The sequence below is a fragment of the Ectopseudomonas composti genome (genome assembly GCF_001567565.1).
Taxonomy (GTDB): Bacteria; Pseudomonadota; Gammaproteobacteria; order Pseudomonadales; family Pseudomonadaceae; genus Aquipseudomonas; species Aquipseudomonas composti_A.
The window spans coordinates 1-17,940 of the sequence record NZ_LSSW01000031.1 but is presented as its reverse complement, the minus strand read 5'-3'; the positions used below and the strand labels follow the sequence as shown (position 1 = coordinate 17,940).

Below are 17,940 nucleotides of genomic sequence, written 5' to 3'. Positions count from 1 at the left end.
TCCTGCTTCGCTCTACCTCCTGCAGTCGTAGCCGCGACTGTCTCAAAAGCTCGCCGCTAAAGCGCCTCCTACAGGAGTCATACCGCCACTGGCTCGTCCCCGATCCCACGCAGCGGCGCCCAACGGCGCAGCAGCAGGTACAGGGTCGGAATCACGTAGAGCGTGAAGAAGGTACCGACCAGCAGCCCGCCGACGATCACCAGACCGATCTGCTGGCGGCTTTCGGCGCCGGCGCCCGTGGCAATGGCCAGCGGCAGCGAACCCAGCACCATGGCACCCGTGGTCATCAGGATCGGCCGCAGACGCTGTACCGATGCTTCGATCACCGCCTCGCGCAGCGCCCTGCCCTCACGCAGCAACTGGTTGGCGAACTCGACGATGAGAATGCCGTGCTTGGTGATCAGGCCGATCAGGGTCACCAGGCCGATCTGCGAGTAGATGTTCCAGGTGCCGCCGAACAGCTTCAGCGCCAGCAAGGCTCCGGCCATCGACAGCGGCACGCTGAACAGGATGATCAGCGGATCGCTGAAGCTCTCGAACTGTGCCGCCAGCACCAGGAAGATGAACGCCAGCGCCAGGGCGAAGATCAGCGCGATGCCCGAGCTGGATTCCTTGAAATCGCGCGAAGTACCGGTGTAGTCATACTGCGTCTCGGGCGGAAACACCTCGCGGGCGGCGCCTTCCAGATGATTGAGTGCTTCGCCCAGGGTGTAACCGGTGCCGACGTTGGCGCTGATGGTCACCGCGCGCAACTGGTTGAAGTGGTTGAGCTCGCGCGGCGCCACCGTCTCGCGCACCTCGATCAGGTTGGACAGCTGCACCATGCCACCGTCGCGGTCACGCACGTAGACGCGATCCAGATCCTGCGGATTGCTGCGGTCGATGTCCGCCAATTGCACCAGCACGTCGTACTGCTCGCCGTTCTGCTTGAAGCGCGTCACCTGACGGCTGCCGAACAGGCTTTCCAGGCTGCGGCCGATCAGCGACACGTCGGTACCGACCGCCACGGCCTGCTCGCGGTTGACGGCGATCTTGAGCTGCGGCGAGTTGAGCTTGAGGTCGCTGTCGAGCCCTTCCAGCCCCGGATAATCGCGCATGCGTTCCATCAACTGGTCGACATACCCCTGTAGCTCGGCATATTCCATCGAGGAGCGGATGACGAAGTTGATCGGCTGGTTGCGCGCACTCTGCCCCAGTGGCGGACGGTTGACCGGGGTGACGCGCATGCCGGCGATGTCCTGCAGCTTGGGCAGCAATTGGTTGCGGATCTCGAACTGGCTACGGCTTCGCTCGGCCCAATCCTCCAGCTTCATGAAGGAGATGCCCTGGGCCACGGTCGGGAAACCGGCCACCACCAAATAGCGGTTGGTCTCGGGGATGCTGGCATAGGCCGCCTCCACTTCGCGGGCATAACGCGCGGTGTAGTCGATGGTGGCGCCATCCGGGCCATTGAACACACCGACGATGGTGCCGGTGTCCTCGGTCGGCGCCAGCTCGGAACGCAGGCCGCCGAACAGCCAGGCACAGAGCACGAAAGCACCCAGCAGCACGCCGAGCACCAGCGGCCAGGCGCGCAGGGCACGCTCCAGGCTGTGCTTGTAGCTGTAGGTCAGGCCATTGAGGAAGCCTTCGATCAGGTTGTACACGCGGCCATGACGCTGCCCGTGCTGATGTGGCTTGAGCATCACCGCACACATCATCGGCGTCAGCGTCAGGGCGACGAAGCCGGACACCAGCACCGAGCCGGCCAGGGTCCAGGCGAACTCGGTGAACAGCTTGCCGGTGGTGCCCTGCATGAAGCCGATGGGCGCGAATACCGCGGCCAGGGTCAGGGTCATGGCGATCACCGCGAAGGCGATCTCGCGGCTGCCCGTGAAGGCTGCCTGCATGGGCTTCATCCCCGCCTCGATATGGCGGTGAATGTTCTCCAGCATGACGATGGCGTCGTCCACCACCAGGCCGATGGCCAGCACCATGGCCAGCAGCGTCAGGGTGTTGATGGAAAAGCCCATCAGCGACATCAGGGCGAAGGCACCGATCAGCGACACCGGAATGGTCACCAGCGGGATCAGCGTGGCACGCAGCGAACGCAGGAAGATGAAGATGATCAGGATGACCAGCGCCACCGCCTCCCAGATGGTGGTGAAGACGTTGTCGATGGACTCGCGAATGAACTGCGAGTTGTCGTTGGCCACGGTTATCTTCATGCCGTCGGGTAACAGCGCCTTGACGTCAGGCCAGGCGGCCTGGAGCCCGTCGGAAATATCCAGCGGGTTGGCTGTGGCCTGCTTGACCAGACCCAGGGTCACCGCTGGCAGACCATTGAAACGCACTACGCTGCGCTCGTCGCGCGGCCCCACTTCGGCGCGGCCGACATCGGACAGGCGCAACAGATAGCCTTGCGAATCGTCGAGAATCAGCTCGTTGAACTGCTCCGGCGTACGCAGATCGGTTTCCGAGAGCACGCTGAACTCGCGCTCGCGCGACTCGATGCGGCCCGCCGGAATTTCCACGTTCTGCCGGCGCAGGGCGTCCTCCACGTCCTGCACGGTGAGGTTGTGCGCGGCAAGCTTCTCGGGGTCGAGCCAGATGCGCATCGAAAAGGTACGCGCACCCCGCACCTGCACTTCGGACACACCGGGAATGGTCTGCAGACGATCCTTGATCACCCGCTCCAGCAGGTCGGTAATCTCCATGGCGCTGTGCTGCTGGCTGTGGAAGGCGATCCACACCACCGGCTGGGCATCGGCCTCGACCTTCTGCACGATGGGCTCGTCGACCTCGTCCGGCAGCAGGCTGCGGACCCGCCCCAGGCGGTCACGCACATCGTTGGCCGCTTCATCGGCGCTGCGCCCGAGGCGAAACTGCGCGGTGATCTGGGTGTTTTCCGCGCGACTGATGGAGGTGACGAAATCCAGCCCTTCGATGCCGGACAGCACGTCCTCCACCGGCTGCGCCACCTGCGACTCCATGATCTCCGGGCTGGCACCGGGATAGGTGACCTGCACGGTGACGATGGGCACATCGATATTGGGGTACTCGCGCACGTTAAGACGGTCGTAAGCCATCAGCCCCAGCAGCACCACGATCAGCGACAGAACGGTGGCGAATACCGGCCTGCGAATGCAGATATCCGACAGCGTCACGGCTGGCGCTCCCCACTCTTGGTGCGCACCGCCAGCCCCTCACGCACCCGCTGCCAACCGGCGCTGATGATGGTTTCGTCGCCTTGCAGCCCTTCACGTACTTCCACCAGCCCCTCGAAGCGCTTGCCCAGAAGCACCTCACGGCGCTCGACCTTGCCGTCTGCCACCAGATTGACCAGCAGCTTGTCACCCTGGGGCATCACCGCCTCTTCGGGGATCACCAGTGCATTGGGGCGTTCTTCGAGAATCACCGAAACGCGGACGAACTGGCCCGGGCGCAGGCGGCGGTCGGCATTGCCGATGTGCGCGCGGATCGCCTGGCTACGCCCGGCTTCATCGAGGCGCGGATTGATGGCGAAGATTTCGCCACGAAAGCGTTCATCCGGGTAGGTATCGAGGGTGATTTCCACGGTCTGGCCGAGGCGCACCTGAGCCACGGCCTTCTGCGGGATGCGGAAGTCGACCTTCAGCGGGTCGAGCACTTCCAGGTTGACGATGTTCTGGCCGGCGCTGAGGTAGTCACCGACGCTGGCCTGGCGCAGGCCGAGCGTGCCGTCATGAGGCGCCTTGATCTGGGTCTTGTCGAGCCGGGCCTGGGCCAGGGCCTGACTGGCGCGTGCGGCCTGCAGCTGGCTCTGCGCTTCATCCAGCGCCTGGGCGTTACTGGCGCCGCGCTGGAACAGCATCTGCGCACGCTGGTGGTTCTTCTCGGCCAGATCGAGGTTGGCCCGAGCCTGGGCGAACTCGGCGCGAGCGATCGCATCATCGAGACTGACCAGCAGATCGCCCGCGGTCACTGCCTGGCCTTCGCGAAAATGCAGAGTCGCCAGGCGTCCTTCCACTTCCGGGCGGATCATCACCGACTCGTCGGAACGCAACGAACCGAAGGTGATCAGCTCGTCGCGCACCTCCATCTGGCGTACCGCCACGACCTCGACCATCGGCCCTTCGGCTGCACTGGCAGGCGGCGCGAATGCACCCAGCAACAACCATGGAAGAGCACGTAACAGCACGGTCATGATCAGCCCCTTTTTCTCGGTAGAGGCGGAGTCTAACCGGCTGCTGCGTTACTGACAGGTGCGCAAGTTATTTCGCTATGTTTTTTCTAGCGCTGCCTGGCGCCGTAGGAGCGGCTTCAGCCGCGAGCGCCAACAGTAAGCCCGGACGACGCAAACGTGTAGGCGCGGCCTGCGCTGCGAAAATCGCGGATGAATCCGCTCCCACAAAAGCGCGAGGGTCCGGCGTCACTGGCGCATGCCACGGCCGCTGACCAGCAGGCGGATGCACAGCGTGTAAAGCGCAGCGGTCGCCAGCAGCATGAAAGCGATGGCCACACCAATGCGAATGTCGGACACCCCGAGAATGCCGTAGCGGAAGGCGTTGACCATATGCAGGATGGGGTTGGCCAGCGACACCGTCTGCCAGAACGGCGGCAACAGGGTGATGGAGTAAAACACCCCGCCGAGGTAGGTCAAAGGCGTCAGCACGAAGGTGGGGATGATGGAAATGTCATCGAAATTGCGCGCATACACCGCGTTGACGAAGCCACCGAGGGAGAAGATGGTCGCCGTCATCAACACCACCAGTACCGTCACGCCCAGGTGATGCACCTGCAGATGAGTGAAGAACAGCGACAGGATGGTGACGATCAGCCCCACTGCCAGCCCGCGCAGCACGCCGCCGACGACGAAGCCGATAAGAATGGTGTGTGGCGAAACCGGCGACACCAGCAGCTCCTCGACGTTGCGCTGGAACTTGCTGCCGAAGAAGCTCGACACCACGTTGCCGTAGCTGTTGGTGATCACCGACATCATGATCAGCCCCGGCACGATGTACTCCATGTAGGTGAAACCACCCATGTCACCGATCTGCCGGCCGATCAGATTGCCGAAGATGACGAAGTACAGAACCATGGTGATCGCTGGCGGTAGCAGGGTCTGCGGCCAGATACGCACGAAACGGCGCACTTCACGGTGGACGATGGTACGCAGGGCCACCAGGTTGGCGGCGAATTCACTGTTCAGGTACGGGGTATTCATTGCGCCACCTTGGCCAGGTTCTTTTCCACCAGGGAGACGAACAGCTCCTCCAGGCGATTGCTCTTGTTGCGCAGGCTCAGCACCTGCACCTGCTGCTGCGCCAGTTGCTGGAACAGCGCGTTGAGGCCCTGGCTCTTCTCCACCTGCACCTCAAGAGTGTGGTGGTCGACCAGGCGCACCGGGTAGCCGACCAGGTTCGGCGCCTCGCTGAAGGAATCCTTGAGGTCGAGCAGGAAGGTCTCGACGTGCAGCTTCTTCAGCAGATCCTTCATGCTGCTCAGCTCGACGATGCGCCCGTGGTCGATGATGCCGATGTTGCGGCACAGCTGCTCGGCCTCTTCCAGGTAGTGAGTGGTGAGGATGATGGTCGTGCCCTGCTTGTTCAGCTCGGTGAGGAAGCTCCACATCGAACGGCGCAGCTCGATGTCCACCCCGGCAGTCGGCTCGTCGAGAATCAGCAGACGCGGCTGGTGCACCAGGGCGCGGGCGATCATCAGGCGTCGCTTCATGCCGCCGGACAGCTCGCGCGAGGCGACGTCGCGTTTGTCCCACAGGCCGAGCTGGGTCAGGTACTGCTCGGCGCGCTCCTTGGCAATGGAGCGCGGAATGCCGTAATAGCCGGCCTGGGTGACGAGGATGTCGAACACCTTCTCGAACTGGTTGAAGTTGAACTCCTGCGGCACCACGCCCAGGCAACGCTTGAGTGCGTAGGGCTCGCGGTCGAGGTCATGGCCGAACACGCTGACCGTGCCGCCACTCTTGTTCACCAGCGTGGAGAGAATGCCGATGGTGGTGGACTTGCCGGCGCCATTGGGGCCGAGCAAGGCGAAGAAGTCACCTTCGGCGACGTCCAGATCGATACCGTGCAGGGCCTGGAAGCCGTTTCCGTAGGTCTTGGTCAACTGGCGGATGGTCAGGGCGGAGCTCATGAAGATGGGGTTTCCCGCGCGAGAGTGAGGTCGTTATAGATGTGGGCGGACACAGTGGATTGCAACCGCGTGTTTCGCCCACTCGTTGCTGGCATGCACCCTACCGACCCGGACACATAGAGAAAAGACCGTCCTGGCGATGTTGATTATCGACTCAGTCGATAACACCCGCCTCACGCTGCATATCGCCACTCAATTGCAGCGCACCCGCCTCGAACAGATGCGGGTAACAGCGCCGCAGATGATCGAAAAACAATCGTTCGGGCAGATCGTCGAACTGGCCGTGGTCATGCAGGTACTCCATGTAACGCTCGCCCTTGTCGTTGTACGGGTGAAAGACGCTGTCATGCACGCCGTCGAACTCCAGTGGCGCCACCTTGAACACCCGGCACAGCGCTTCGTTGAACGCCGGCGTGGCCTTGACCCAGCGCCCATGCAGATACAACTCGGTATAACCATGCATGGCGAACACCTCACTGCGCAGCAGCTCCAGCAGGCGCGGCGTCGACAGGTGATTGCGCACGTCGGCCAGGCCGATCCGCGCGGCAATACCGCAATGCCGTGCGCACGCGGCGAGCAGATTGGCCTTGGGCACGCAGTAGGACTCCCCTGCCGCCAAGGCGTGGCTGGCCTTCAACGTCTGCGCATCGAGACTGAAGGTATAAGGGTTGTAGCGGATCTCGTCACGCACTGCGCTATAAAGGGCCACGGCCTGACCGAGCGGTTCTGGTGACGTGCCACGCCAACGTTCGGCGAACTCGATTACCGCTGGGTGGTCACTGTCAATGAAGCGGCCGGGACGTAGATAGGTCTGCATGACGGATACTCCTGAAGTTCGCTTCAGTCTAATCCTGCCCATTACGCAACGTTCACGACGATCCGGCCAAGCTCACCGCCCCTGCCGCCAATTAAGGCTATGCTCGGGGCGTTGCCCGTTCGAATCATGGAGGAATGCACATGCTCGTCATCTGGTTGCTGGTTCTGCTGCTCGGGGTCACTTACCTGGCCCACAGCCGCACAGCCGCCCTACCCGCCCTCGGCATCACCGCGGCCTATCTGGTCGCCATGGCATTGTTCAGCCCGGTCCCGGGCTGGTTGCAACTGCTGCTGTGGATCGTCACCGGCGCCGTCGCTGCCTTCGTTCTGCTGAGCGACCTGCGCCGGCAACTGTTCACCAGCCCGCTGTTCGCCTGGTTCCAGCGCGTGCTACCGCCGATGTCGGCCACCGAGCGCGATGCCATAGAAGCCGGCACCGTGTGGTGGGATGGCGAGCTGTTCAGCGGCAAGCCCGACTGGGACAAGCTGCTGGCCTACCCCAAGGCAAAAATGACCGAAGAAGAACAGGCGTTCATCGACGGCCCCACCGAAGAACTCTGCGCCATGGTCAGCGACTGGCAGGTCGGCCAGCAGATGGATCTGCCGGAAAAAGCCTGGGAGCACATCAAGCAACATGGTTTCTTCGCCCTGATCATTCCCAAGGAATACGGCGGCAAGGGTTTCTCGGCCTACGCCCACTCGCAGGTGGCGATGAAGCTGGCAACCCGCAGCGGCGACCTGGCCTCCACCGTGATGGTGCCCAACTCCCTCGGCCCGGCCGAGCTGCTGCTGCACTACGGCACCGAAGAACAGCGCCAGCATTACCTGCCGCGCCTGGCACACGGTGAGGACATTCCCTGCTTCGCCCTCACCGGCCCACTGGCGGGCTCCGACGCCGGCGCCATGCCGGACACCGGGATCATCTGCAAGGGCCAGCACAACGGCGAGGAAGTGATCGGCCTGCGTCTGAACTGGGAAAAGCGCTACATCACCCTTGGCCCCGTGGCCACCCTGCTCGGCCTGGCCTTCAAGGCCTACGACCCGGATCACCTGCTGGGCGACCAGGAAGACCTCGGCATCAGCCTGGCGCTGATCCCCACCGACACCCCCGGCGTGGAAATCGGCCGTCGCCATCTGCCGCTGGGCGCCGCCTTCATGAACGGCCCGAACTCGGGCAAGGACGTGTTCATTCCGCTGGATTACCTGATCGGTGGCCAGGAGTACCTCGGCAAGGGCTGGATGATGCTGATGAACTGCCTGTCGGTCGGGCGCTCCATCTCCCTGCCGGCAGTCGGCACCGGCGCCGCCAAGTTCACCAGCCTGGCCACCGGCCAATACGCCCAGCTGCGTGAGCAGTTCAACGTGCCGCTGGCAGCGTTCGAAGGTATCCAGGAGGCGCTCGCGCGCATCGGCGGCAATGCCTGGCTGATGGACAGCGCGCGCATCCTCACCGCCAACGCCGTCGATCTGGGCGAGAAGCCCTCGGTGCTGTCGGCAATCCTCAAGTACCACCTAACCGAGCGCGGCCGCGAGTGCATCAGCCACGCCATGGACGTGCACGGCGGCAAGGGCATCATCATGGGCCCGAACAACTACCTGGCCCGCTCCTGGCAGGGTGCGCCGATCTTCATCACCGTCGAGGGCGCCAACATTCTCTCGCGCAACCTGATGATCTTCGGCCAGGGCGCCATCCGCTGCCATCCCTATGTACTCAAGGAAATGGCCCTGGCCGACCGCGACGACAAGGACCAGGCCCTGGCCGAGTTCGACTCGCTGCTGATGAGCCATATCGGCTTCGCCGTCGGCAACGCCGCCAGCAGCTTGCTGCTCGGCCTGACGCTGAACCGCCTGGGCACCGTACCGGGTGACGACCTCAGCCAACCCTACTACCGCGCGCTCAACCGCCTGGCCGCGGCCTTCGCCCTGTGCGCCGACAGCAGCATGATGCTGCTCGGTGGTGACCTGAAACGTCGCGAGCGCCTGTCCGCGCGCCTGGGCGACGTGCTCAGCCACCTCTACCTGGGCTCGGCCGCACTCAAGCGCTACCACGACCTGGACTATGCAGAAGACATTCTTCCGTTGCTGCGCTGGGCCATGGAGGAAAACCTCTACCATGCCGAACAGGCGCTGGATGACCTGCTGAGCAACTTCCCCAACCGCCTGTTCGGTTGCCTGCTCAAGGTGCTGGTGTTCCCGCTGGGCCGCCGTCATCAGGGCCCGAGCGACGAACTGGATGCCGAAGTGGCCGCGATCATCGGCCGCCAGGCTGGCGACCCGGCCCTGGAGTCGGTGCTGGAAGGTTGCTACCGCCCGCAGGCCGACCAGGATTCGGTCGGCGCCCTGCAACATGCGCTGAACCTGGTGCACGCCAGCCAGGACGCGCGCAAACGCCTGCACCAGGCGCTCAAGGACGGCAGCCTGCAACCGGCGCCGGGCCAGGATGCCATCGAAGCGGCGATCGCGGCCGGCATTCTCGACGGCGAACAGGGCCAGCGCCTGCACGCGGCCGAGGCGGCGCGGCGCCGGGTGATCGACGTCGACGACTTCGCCAAGGAAGAGCTCAAGCTCAGTCGCGGCAAGGTTCGCTGACGCGACCGCGTGTGGGAGGGGCTTTAGCCGCGAGTTTCTTGTGCCGCGGCTACGACTGCAGGGATGCAGGAGGTAGAGCGAAGCAGGATGCCCGAGCCGTAAGCCTCTCCTACGCAAGGCCAGCCAAACGGGACAGCGGGCGCCAGGAACTCTATACTCCTGCGCCCGTTTTACCCTTCAGGAGCCTGCACCATGGCCAGCCATCTCGAACACCACCTCGCCCTGCTCAACCATCTGCGCGGCATTCTCGTCGCCCTGGGCGAAGCCGAACAGGTGCTCGACGACAGCCACGCCCTGTTCCTCGAGCGCTACGACGAGCTGCTCGCCGAACTGCCGCGTGACCCGGTCTCCAGCCAGTACCTGGGCCAGGACCTGATCAGCCAGGTGTTCCACCGCTACCCGCAGATCGCTCATCTGGTACCGCGCGACCTGCTGTGGTTCTTCGGCGGTGACTGCCTGCACTTCATGCCCGACGAGGAAATCGCCCTGTACCAGACGCTCGACGAGCGCCGTTTCGAAGCCGAAGAGAACGACGAGCCGTTCGACTGGAACCAGGAAAAACAGCTGCTGGCCCTGCCCACCGACGGCTCCAAGCACTGATCCGCAGCGGCTATCTCACGAGTCGTAATGTCGCAGGGCGCGCCGATGACAGCTTGCCTTTTTCGTGCATAAATACTCCCACCAGTATTTATGAGGATCGATCATGCGCACGCTACTGCTCACCGCCCTGCTCACCAGCAACACACTGTACGCCGCCACGCCCTGGCAGGATGACGCGGCGAAGCAGATACCCGCCTTCGCCGAGCAGTTGCTCGGCACCGTGCGCCAGGCCATTGCCGATGGCGGGCCAGGTGCAGCGGTGCAGGCCTGTCAGGCGCTGGCGCCGCAGATTGCCCGCGAGCACAGCCAGCAGGCCTGGCAGATCGGTCGCACATCCCTGAAGGTACGCAACCCGGACAACGCCCCCGATGCCTGGGAGCGCAGCGTGCTGCAGAGCTTCGCCGCCGCAGCCGCCAGCGGGACGCCCGTCACGCAATTGCGCCATGCCGAGGAAATCGACGGGCAATACCGCTACATGCAGGCCATTGCCGTCGGCGAGCCGTGCCTGGCGTGTCACGGTAAGGCGATCAGCACAGAGGTAGAGAATGTGATTGACCAGTACTATCCGCATGATCAGGCCCGCGGCTACCAGCTTGGTGAGCTGCGCGGCGCCTTCACCCTGAGCCGCCCCATCGCAAAGGAAACGCCATGACCGAACCTACCGACCTACACGTACGCATGCTCGAGCAGCAGCAGGCGATGCTCAAACGCCTGGCCCGGGTCGAAGGACAGATCCGTGGCATCCAGGCCATGATCAAGCGCGGTGAGGACTGCGCCGCTATCGCCCAGCAGTTCTCGGCGGCGCGTAGCGCGCTGGACAAATCCTACCGGCTGATGCTGACCTGCCTGATCGAAGAGGCCATGCTCGACCCCGAGCAGGACACCGATGCCTCCCTGCAGCGCGTGCGCGAGATATTCACCAAGTACACCTGATGCCCTCCCGGCGCAGCGTTCGCGTGCGCCAAGCCCACTCTGCCCAGCGAGAACCAGGTACTGCAAAGGCCCGAGCAGCGGTTATAGCTGAGCTGAACAAGGCTCTTTCTCTTATTTCATTTAAATCTAAGCATAGAACCAAAAAACAGTTACGCTTACCCTTAACTGAATACTCCCATGGGTATAAGAGAGAAGCCTCATCATGCGCCCCGATGTCGTCGAGTTCTTCGACCCCGCCACCTACACTTACAGCTACGTGGTCATCGACCCCGTCACCCAGCATTGCGCGATCATCGACTCGGTACTGGACTACGACCCCGCCTCCGGGCGCACCTCGCGTGCCAGCGCCAAGCGCATCATCGACTTCGTCAAGGCACGCGGCCTGCACGTCGAGTGGCTGCTGGAGACCCACGTGCACGCCGACCATCTGTCCGCTGCGCCACACCTCAAACATGAGTTAGGCGGCAAGCTGGCCATCGGCGAGCGCATCACCGTCGTACAGAACACCTTCGGCAAGCTGTTCAACGCCGGCAGCGAGTTCGCCACCGACGGCAGCCAGTTCGACCACCTGCTGTGCGATGGCGACACCTTCCGTATCGGTGAGCTGCAGGGTCGAGCCCTGCACACGCCCGGCCATACCCCGGCCTGTATGACCTACCTGATCGGTGATGCTGGCTTCGTCGGCGACACCCTGTTCATGCCCGACTATGGCACCGCGCGCTGCGACTTCCCTGGTGGCGACGCACACCTCCTCTACCAGTCGATCCAGAAGCTCTTCGCCCTGCCCGACGCGACCCGCCTGTTCATGTGCCACGACTACAAGGCCGAGGGCCGCGACGACTTCCGCAACCAGACCACGGTCGGCGAGCAACGACAGCACAACGTCCATGTGCACCAGGGCATCGGCGAAGACCAGTTCGTCGCCATGCGCCAGGCGCGCGACGTCACACTCGGCATGCCGACCCTGATCCTGCCTTCGGTTCAGGTGAACATGCGGGCCGGGCAACTGCCCCCGGCCGAAGACAATGGCACGCGCTATCTGAAGATTCCGCTCGATGTCCTCTAGCAGAGCAACCCTCAGCTGGGGCCGGACATGAAGCTGCGCCACTGGTTACCCTGCCTGGACTGGGGCCGATCCTACGACCGGCGTAGCGCGGCGCAGGACAGCCTCGCCGCCCTGATTGTCACTCTGATGCTGGTTCCGCAGAGCCTGGCCTACGCCATGCTCGCCGGCCTACCGCCAGTGACCGGACTCTACGCCAGTATCCTGCCGCTGCTGGCCTACGCCCTGTTCGGCTCCAGCCGCACCCTGGCAGTCGGCCCGGTGGCCGTGGTCTCGCTGATGACCGCCGCCACCCTGGCGCCTTTGTTCCCGGCCGGCAGTGCCGAATACGCCGGCGCCGCCATGCTCCTGGCCTTGCTTTGCGGGCTGCTGCTGGCAGCGATGGCGATGCTGCGCTTGGGCTTCATCGCCAACTTCCTCAGCCATCCGGTGGTCTCCGGCTTCATCAGCGCCTCCGGCATTCTGATCGCTGTCGGCCAGCTCAAGCACCTGCTTGGTGTCTCGGCCTCCGGCGAAAATCTGCCACATCTGCTGCCACAACTTCTAAAGGCACTGCCCGCTACGCATTGGCCGACCCTGCTCATCGGTACGCTCAGCCTGGCGTGGCTATGGTGGGCCAGAACCCGGCTGAAGCTGCGACTGCAGCGCCTTGGCCTGTCGCCGCAACTGGCCGGTAACCTGGCCAAGGCCGGCCCGGTGCTGGCGATCATCGTCGCGATTGTCGCAGTCAGCCTGCTGCAACTGGAGCACGCCGGCGTCAGAGTGGTCGGCCTGGTGCCACAGGGTCTGCCGGGGCTCACGCTGCCGACACTGGATCTCGATCTGGCCATGCAACTGCTGCCGGCCGCGCTGCTGATCAGCCTGGTGGGCTTCGTCGAATCGGTCTCGGTCGGCCAGACATTGGCGGCCAAGCGGCGCCAGCGCATCGGGCCAGACAACGAGCTGCTTGGCCTCGGCGCCGCCAACATCAGCGCGGCATTGAGCGGTGGTTTTCCGGTGACCGGTGGCTTCGCCCGTTCGGTGGTCAATTACGATGCCGGCGCGCAGACGCCCATGGCCGGCGTGTTCACCGCCCTCGGCATCGGCCTCAGCGTGATGCTGCTGACACCCCTGCTGCACGACCTGCCGCAGGCCGTGCTGGCCGCCACCATCATCGTCGCCGTGCTCAGCCTGGTCGATCTGCAGTCGCTGCGCCACACCTGGCGCTACTCACGCCAGGACGGCGCGGCGCAGATCGCCACGCTGCTCGGCGTGCTGCTGATCGGTGTCGAAGCCGGCATCCTGCTTGGCGTTGGCCTCTCGCTATTGCTGTTTCTCTGGCGCACCAGCCAGCCACATATCGCCGTGGTCGGCCAGGTGCCGGGCAGCGAGCACTTTCGCAATGTCGAGCGCTTCGCCGTGATCGAGTCGCCCAGTGTCCTGTCGCTGCGCGTCGACGAGAGCCTGTATTTCCCCAACGCCCGCTACCTGGAAGACCGCGTCGGCGAGCTGATTGCCAGCCGCCCGCAGGTGCGCCACCTGGTGCTGATGTGCTCGGGGGTCAACCTGATCGACGCCAGCGCGCTGGACTCGCTCAACGCCATCGTCGAGCGCCTGCACACCGCCGGCGTGCAGCTGCACCTGTCCGAGGTCAAGGGGCCGGTGATGGATCGCCTGCGCCGCTCCGACTTCCTGCAGCACTTCGGCGGCCAGGTGTTCATCAGCCAGTTCGAGGCGCTCAGACAGCTCGCCCCACCCGATTCTCAACCACCCTGCCGGCAAGGAAACTCCCATGAAAAGCGCTCATGACCTGGTGCTCGAAGCCAAAACCCATATCACGGAAGTGGATCTACAGCAGGCCACAGCGGTAATCCGCGACGCCGACCTGCTGATCGACGTGCGCGAAGCGGACGAATATGGCGCCGCGCACATTCCCGGCGCCGTCAACATTCCCCGCGGCCTGCTGGAGTTCAAGCTGAGCAACGATCCGCAGTTGACCGAGCGCACGCTCAAACTGGTGCTCTACTGCAAGAACAGTGGCCGCTCGGCCCTGGCTGCACGTGCCCTGCAGGACATGGGCTATCGCTACGTGGTGTCTCTGGCCGGCGGCATCGAAGCCTGGCAAGCGGCCGGTCTCGAGCTGCTGACACCTACCCTGCCGGCCTTCGATTGAGCCGCCAAGGCCAGCTGCTGCAGGATTTTCCCCACTAACTGCCATTCCCCTGACCTATATCAATGGTCGCCACTACATACCCCCACGGGTACCCAGTAACATTAAGACACATCCACTCTGCCGACGCTGCATCAGTGCCAGCGTCGGCAAAACCGGAGTGTCGAGATGCCCGAACGCGCACCTACTTCCCACTGGCGCATTCCGCTGGTACGCGAAATCGCTGTGATCCTGCTGATCAAGCTGACCCTGCTGCTGGGCATCAAGGCCATCTGGTTCAGCGCGCCGACAGTGCCCAAGGACGGCCAGCAACGCATTGAGGCCCACCTGCTGGGCCAGGCCAGCGCCCCTTCTTCACTACCCACCGAGGAGAAACCGAGATGATCTCGGAATCAGTCGTCGATCTGTCACGTCTGCAGTTCGCCATGACAGCGATGTATCACTTCATCTTCGTGCCGCTGACCCTGGGCATGGCCTTCCTCCTGGCGATCATGGAGTCGGTCTACGTGATGACCGGCAAACAGGTCTACAAGGACATGGTCAAGTTCTGGGGCAAGCTGTTCGGCATCAACTTCGCCCTCGGTGTCACCACCGGGCTGACCATGGAGTTCCAGTTCGGCACCAACTGGGCCTACTACAGCCACTACGTCGGTGACATCTTCGGCGCGCCGCTGGCCATCGAAGGGTTGATGGCCTTCTTCCTCGAATCCACCTTCATCGGCCTGTTCTTCTTCGGCTGGGATCGTTTGTCGAAGGTGCAGCATCTGGTCGTCACCTGGCTGGTGGCGATTGGCTCGAACCTCTCGGCACTGTGGATCCTGATCGCCAACGGCTGGATGCAGAACCCGGTGGGCGCCGAGTTCAACTTCGAGACCATGCGCATGGAGCTGACCGACTTCGGCGCGCTGCTGTTCAACCCCGTGGCGCAGGTCAAGTTCGTGCATACCGTGGCCGCCGGCTACGTCACCGGCTCGATCTTCGTCCTGGCGATTTCCAGCTACTACCTGCTGAACAAGCGCGACCTGGGCTTCGCCCGCCGCTCCTTCGCCATTGCCTCGGCCTTCGGCCTGGCCTCGATCCTTTCGGTGATCGTGCTCGGCGACGAATCCGGCTACGAAATCGGTGACGTGCAGAAGACCAAGCTGGCCGCCATCGAGGCCGAATGGGACACCCATCCGGCGCCGGCTGGCTTCACCCTGTTCGGCCTGCCCAATCAGGATGAGCAGCGTACCGACTACGCGGTGAAGATCCCCTACGCCCTGGGTCTGATCGCCACCCGCTCGCTGGACAAGGAGGTCAAGGGCATCAAGGACCTGCTCGTCGAGCACGAGGCGCGCATCCGCACCGGCATGACCGCCTACGCTTTGCTGGAACGCCTGCGCGGCGGCGACAAGTCGGCCGAGACCCTCGCTGCCTTCAACGAAGTGAAGAACGACCTGGGCTATGGGCTGCTGCTGAAGAAGTACACCGCCAACGTGGCCGACGCCAGCGAGGCGCAGATCAAGCAGGCGGCGCTGGATACCATCCCCAACGTGTTCAGCCTGTTCTGGACCTTCCGCATCATGGTCGCCAGTGGCTTCCTCATGCTCGCACTGTTCGCCTGCGCCTTCTGGGCCTCGGCGAAGAAGAACGAAGAAAGCAAACCCTGGCTGCTCAAGTGGGCGCTATGGAGCCTGCCGCTGCCCTGGGTCGCCGCGCAGACCGGCTGGTACGTGGCCGAGCATGGTCGCCAGCCCTGGTCCATCGGTGAGGTGCTGCCCACCCACCTGTCCACCTCCAGCCTGTCGGCTGGTGACATCTGGGGTTCGCTGACCGCGCTGATCGCCTTCTACAGCCTGCTGCTGGTGGTGGAGATGTACCTGATGATCAAGTTCGCCCGCCTTGGCCCCTCGAGCCTGCACAGCGGACGCTACCACTTCGAGCAACAGCAGCCGGCCCACGCCTGAGGACTTCGCCATGTTCGACTACGAAACCCTGAAACTCGTCTGGTGGGTGCTGATCGGCGTACTGCTGATCGGCTTCGCCCTCACCGATGGCTTCGACATGGGCGCCATGGCGCTGATGCCCTTCGTCGGCAAGACCGACAACGAGCGCCGCGTCGCCATCAACACCATCGCCCCGCACTGGGACGGCAACCAGGTGTGGTTCATCACCGCCGGTGGCGCGCTGTTCGCCGCCTGGCCGATGGTCTACGCGGTGGCCTTCTCCGGGCTGTACTGGGCCATGTTGCTGGTGCTGTTCGCCCTGTTCTGCCGTCCGGTGGGCTTCGACTACCGCAGCAAGCTGGAAAACACCCGCTGGCGCAGCGCCTGGGACTGGGCACTGTTCGTCGGCGGCGCGGTACCGGCACTGGTGTTCGGCGTAGCCTTCGGCAACCTGTTCCTCGGCCTGCCGTTCCAGCTCGACGACATGATGCGCTCGACCTACCACGGCTCCTTCTTCGCCCTGCTCAACCCCTTCGCCCTGCTCTGCGGCGTGGTCAGCCTGAGCATGCTCTGCAGCCATGGCGGCGCCTGGCTGATGATGCGCACCGAAGGCGACCTGGCCGCCCGCTCGCGCCAGGCCACCTTCCTCAGCGCCCTGGTCTTCCTGATCGGGTTCCTGCTGGCTGGCAGCTGGCTGGCCCTCGGCATCAACGGCATGAGCCTGGCCAGCGCCGTCGAAACCGGCGCCGCGCTGAACCCGCTGAACAAGCAGGTACTGGCCGACAACGCCGGCTGGCTCGGCAACTACAGCCGCTATCCGCTGACCCTGGGCGCCCCCGTGCTGGGCATACTCGGCGCATTGCTGGCGATTCTCGCCAGCACCTGGCGCCGCGCCGGCCTGGCCTTCATCGGTAGCAGCCTGATGATCGTCGGCGCCATCTGCACCGCAGGCTTCGCCCTGTTCCCCTTCGTCTTCCCGTCGAGCCTCGATGCGGCTTCCAGCCTGACGGTGTGGGACGCGGTATCGAGCCACAAGACCCTGGGCATCATGTTCGTCGTCGCCTGCATCTTCGTACCGATCATCCTCATCTACACCCTGTGGGGCTACGTGAAGATGTGGGGCAAGTTGAATGACAGCAGCATCGAAGCCAACCCCCACGGCCTGTATTGAGGAGAAACGCGATGTGGTACTTCACCTGGATTCTTGGCGTGCTGCTGGCCAGCAGTTTCGGCATCATCAACGCACTGTGGCTGGAAACCACGCAGAATCTCGATACCGAGAGCGAGCATGAGTGACATCACCCTGAGTGAGCGTACGCCCTTGCGCGCGCTCTCCTGGCTACTGGCCACGCCGCTGGCACTGTTGCTGTTGATCCACCCTGGCGCCATGCTCGACAGCCAGGGCCGCTACAGCCACTCGCTACTGATGCTGGTGATGTGGGGCGTGTCCTGCGCCTTCATCCATGGCGTCGGCTTCGCCCCGCGCCACTGGCTGTGGCGCGCCCTGTTCTCGCCCTGGCTGGGCTGGGGCCTGTGTGGGCTGGGCTATGCGCTGCTGTATCTGGCGCAGACGGCCTAACAGGCTGTTGAAGGCAAACGACAGAAACGAAAACGCCGCTCGATTGAGCGGCGTTTTCGTTTATTTGGAGCGGGAAACGAGACTCGAACTCGCGACCCCGACCTTGGCAAGGTCGTGCTCTACCAACTGAGCTATTCCCGCGATACAACTTGAAGTGGCGTCCCCTAGGGGA

Annotated in this window: 17 protein-coding genes and 1 tRNA gene; 12 read left to right on the top strand and 6 right to left on the bottom strand. The window is 63.9% G+C overall.

Features of this window, described 5'->3' with window-relative positions; translation table 11 throughout:
• Nucleotides 1-77 precede the first annotated feature (77 nt).
• The 5 genes from PCLY_RS21685 to PCLY_RS21665 form a co-directional block, all read right to left on the bottom strand.
• On the bottom strand, nucleotides 78-3,146 hold the full coding sequence (locus PCLY_RS21685; protein WP_061242197.1) for an efflux RND transporter permease subunit: 3,069 nt from the start codon (nucleotides 3,144-3,146) through the stop codon (nucleotides 78-80).
• Nucleotides 3,143-4,165, bottom strand: coding sequence for an efflux RND transporter periplasmic adaptor subunit (locus PCLY_RS21680; protein WP_061242196.1), 1,023 nt, complete (start codon nucleotides 4,163-4,165; stop codon nucleotides 3,143-3,145). The genes PCLY_RS21685 and PCLY_RS21680 overlap by 4 nt, the downstream gene beginning before the upstream one ends.
• A 225-nt stretch (nucleotides 4,166-4,390) precedes the next feature.
• Nucleotides 4,391-5,170, bottom strand: a complete 780-nt coding sequence (locus PCLY_RS21675) for an ABC transporter permease (protein ID WP_061242541.1) — start codon at nucleotides 5,168-5,170, stop codon at nucleotides 4,391-4,393.
• Nucleotides 5,171-5,181: 11 nt separating this feature from the next.
• Nucleotides 5,182-6,114: an ABC transporter ATP-binding protein gene (locus PCLY_RS21670; RefSeq protein ID WP_061242194.1), complete on the bottom strand. Its 933-nt coding sequence runs from the start codon at nucleotides 6,112-6,114 to the stop codon at nucleotides 5,182-5,184.
• A 154-nt stretch (nucleotides 6,115-6,268) separates the two neighbouring features.
• On the bottom strand, nucleotides 6,269-6,931 hold the full coding sequence (locus tag PCLY_RS21665) for a transglutaminase-like domain-containing protein (protein WP_061242192.1): 663 nt from the start codon (nucleotides 6,929-6,931) through the stop codon (nucleotides 6,269-6,271).
• 140 nt (nucleotides 6,932-7,071) lie between these two features.
• Between PCLY_RS21665 and PCLY_RS21660 the strand changes: the two genes are divergently transcribed.
• The 12 genes from PCLY_RS21660 to PCLY_RS21605 all read left to right on the top strand — a co-directional run bounded on the left by PCLY_RS21660 (nucleotide 7,072) and on the right by PCLY_RS21605 (nucleotide 17,768).
• Complete coding sequence (locus PCLY_RS21660) at nucleotides 7,072-9,519, top strand: acyl-CoA dehydrogenase (protein WP_061242190.1); 2,448 nt, start codon at nucleotides 7,072-7,074, stop codon at nucleotides 9,517-9,519.
• A 192-nt stretch (nucleotides 9,520-9,711) separates the two neighbouring features.
• The gene (locus tag PCLY_RS21655) at nucleotides 9,712-10,119 is read left to right on the top strand and encodes a PA2817 family protein (RefSeq protein ID WP_061242188.1); all 408 of its coding nucleotides are present in this window, start codon (nucleotides 9,712-9,714) and stop codon (nucleotides 10,117-10,119) included.
• Between the two features lie 103 nt (nucleotides 10,120-10,222).
• A complete protein-coding gene (locus PCLY_RS21650) occupies nucleotides 10,223-10,771 on the top strand; it encodes a Tll0287-like domain-containing protein (protein ID WP_061242186.1) in 549 nt (182 codons plus the stop codon).
• Nucleotides 10,768-11,052 (top strand): metal-sensing transcriptional repressor, encoded by a 285-nt coding sequence (locus PCLY_RS21645; RefSeq protein WP_061242183.1) that lies wholly within the window; start codon nucleotides 10,768-10,770, stop codon nucleotides 11,050-11,052. The genes PCLY_RS21650 and PCLY_RS21645 overlap by 4 nt, the downstream gene beginning before the upstream one ends.
• A 202-nt stretch (nucleotides 11,053-11,254) precedes the next feature.
• Entirely contained in the window at nucleotides 11,255-12,118 is an 864-nt protein-coding gene (locus PCLY_RS21640) for an MBL fold metallo-hydrolase (RefSeq protein ID WP_061242181.1), read from the top strand.
• A gap of 27 nt (nucleotides 12,119-12,145) precedes the next feature.
• Nucleotides 12,146-13,903 (top strand): SulP family inorganic anion transporter, encoded by a 1,758-nt coding sequence (locus PCLY_RS21635; protein WP_061242179.1) that lies wholly within the window; start codon nucleotides 12,146-12,148, stop codon nucleotides 13,901-13,903.
• Entirely contained in the window at nucleotides 13,887-14,267 is a 381-nt protein-coding gene (locus tag PCLY_RS21630; protein WP_061242177.1) for a rhodanese-like domain-containing protein, read from the top strand. The genes PCLY_RS21635 and PCLY_RS21630 overlap by 17 nt, the downstream gene beginning before the upstream one ends.
• A 165-nt stretch (nucleotides 14,268-14,432) precedes the next feature.
• A complete protein-coding gene (gene cydP, locus PCLY_RS21625; RefSeq protein ID WP_061242176.1) occupies nucleotides 14,433-14,648 on the top strand; it encodes a cytochrome oxidase putative small subunit CydP in 216 nt (71 codons plus the stop codon).
• Nucleotides 14,645-16,210, top strand: a complete 1,566-nt coding sequence (locus tag PCLY_RS21620) for a cytochrome ubiquinol oxidase subunit I (RefSeq protein ID WP_061242174.1) — start codon at nucleotides 14,645-14,647, stop codon at nucleotides 16,208-16,210. Before cydP ends, PCLY_RS21620 begins: the two co-directional genes overlap by 4 nt.
• A 10-nt stretch (nucleotides 16,211-16,220) precedes the next feature.
• Nucleotides 16,221-17,360, top strand: coding sequence for a cytochrome d ubiquinol oxidase subunit II (gene cydB / locus PCLY_RS21615; protein WP_061242172.1), 1,140 nt, complete (start codon nucleotides 16,221-16,223; stop codon nucleotides 17,358-17,360).
• 11 nt (nucleotides 17,361-17,371) lie between these two features.
• A complete protein-coding gene (gene cydX, locus PCLY_RS21610) occupies nucleotides 17,372-17,485 on the top strand; it encodes a cytochrome bd-I oxidase subunit CydX (protein ID WP_024308618.1) in 114 nt (37 codons plus the stop codon).
• Nucleotides 17,478-17,768 (top strand): cyd operon YbgE family protein, encoded by a 291-nt coding sequence (locus PCLY_RS21605; protein ID WP_061242171.1) that lies wholly within the window; start codon nucleotides 17,478-17,480, stop codon nucleotides 17,766-17,768. The genes cydX and PCLY_RS21605 overlap by 8 nt, the downstream gene beginning before the upstream one ends.
• A 65-nt stretch (nucleotides 17,769-17,833) precedes the next feature.
• Here the strand turns inward: PCLY_RS21605 and PCLY_RS21600 are convergent.
• Nucleotides 17,834-17,909 (bottom strand) — tRNA-Gly (locus PCLY_RS21600).
• Between the last annotated feature and the right edge of the window lie 31 nt (nucleotides 17,910-17,940).

Excerpts from the sequence above, each read along its gene's own strand:
- PCLY_RS21680 (WP_061242196.1), bottom strand. The coding sequence starts at position 4,165 with ATGACCGTGCTGTTACGTGCTCTTCCATGGTTGTTGCTGGGTGCATTC.
- PCLY_RS21670 (WP_061242194.1), bottom strand. The coding sequence starts at position 6,114 with ATGAGCTCCGCCCTGACCATCCGCCAGTTGACCAAGACCTACGGAAAC.
- PCLY_RS21665 (WP_061242192.1), bottom strand. The coding sequence starts at position 6,931 with ATGCAGACCTATCTACGTCCCGGCCGCTTCATTGACAGTGACCACCCA.
- PCLY_RS21660 (WP_061242190.1), top strand. The coding sequence starts at position 7,072 with ATGCTCGTCATCTGGTTGCTGGTTCTGCTGCTCGGGGTCACTTACCTG.
- PCLY_RS21655 (WP_061242188.1), top strand. The coding sequence starts at position 9,712 with ATGGCCAGCCATCTCGAACACCACCTCGCCCTGCTCAACCATCTGCGC.
- PCLY_RS21650 (WP_061242186.1), top strand. The coding sequence starts at position 10,223 with ATGCGCACGCTACTGCTCACCGCCCTGCTCACCAGCAACACACTGTAC.
- PCLY_RS21645 (WP_061242183.1), top strand. The coding sequence starts at position 10,768 with ATGACCGAACCTACCGACCTACACGTACGCATGCTCGAGCAGCAGCAG.
- PCLY_RS21640 (WP_061242181.1), top strand. The coding sequence starts at position 11,255 with ATGCGCCCCGATGTCGTCGAGTTCTTCGACCCCGCCACCTACACTTAC.
- PCLY_RS21635 (WP_061242179.1), top strand. The coding sequence starts at position 12,146 with ATGAAGCTGCGCCACTGGTTACCCTGCCTGGACTGGGGCCGATCCTAC.
- PCLY_RS21630 (WP_061242177.1), top strand. The coding sequence starts at position 13,887 with ATGAAAAGCGCTCATGACCTGGTGCTCGAAGCCAAAACCCATATCACG.
- cydP (WP_061242176.1), top strand. The coding sequence starts at position 14,433 with ATGCCCGAACGCGCACCTACTTCCCACTGGCGCATTCCGCTGGTACGC.
- PCLY_RS21620 (WP_061242174.1), top strand. The coding sequence starts at position 14,645 with ATGATCTCGGAATCAGTCGTCGATCTGTCACGTCTGCAGTTCGCCATG.
- cydB (WP_061242172.1), top strand. The coding sequence starts at position 16,221 with ATGTTCGACTACGAAACCCTGAAACTCGTCTGGTGGGTGCTGATCGGC.
- cydX (WP_024308618.1), top strand. The coding sequence starts at position 17,372 with ATGTGGTACTTCACCTGGATTCTTGGCGTGCTGCTGGCCAGCAGTTTC.
- PCLY_RS21605 (WP_061242171.1), top strand. The coding sequence starts at position 17,478 with ATGAGTGACATCACCCTGAGTGAGCGTACGCCCTTGCGCGCGCTCTCC.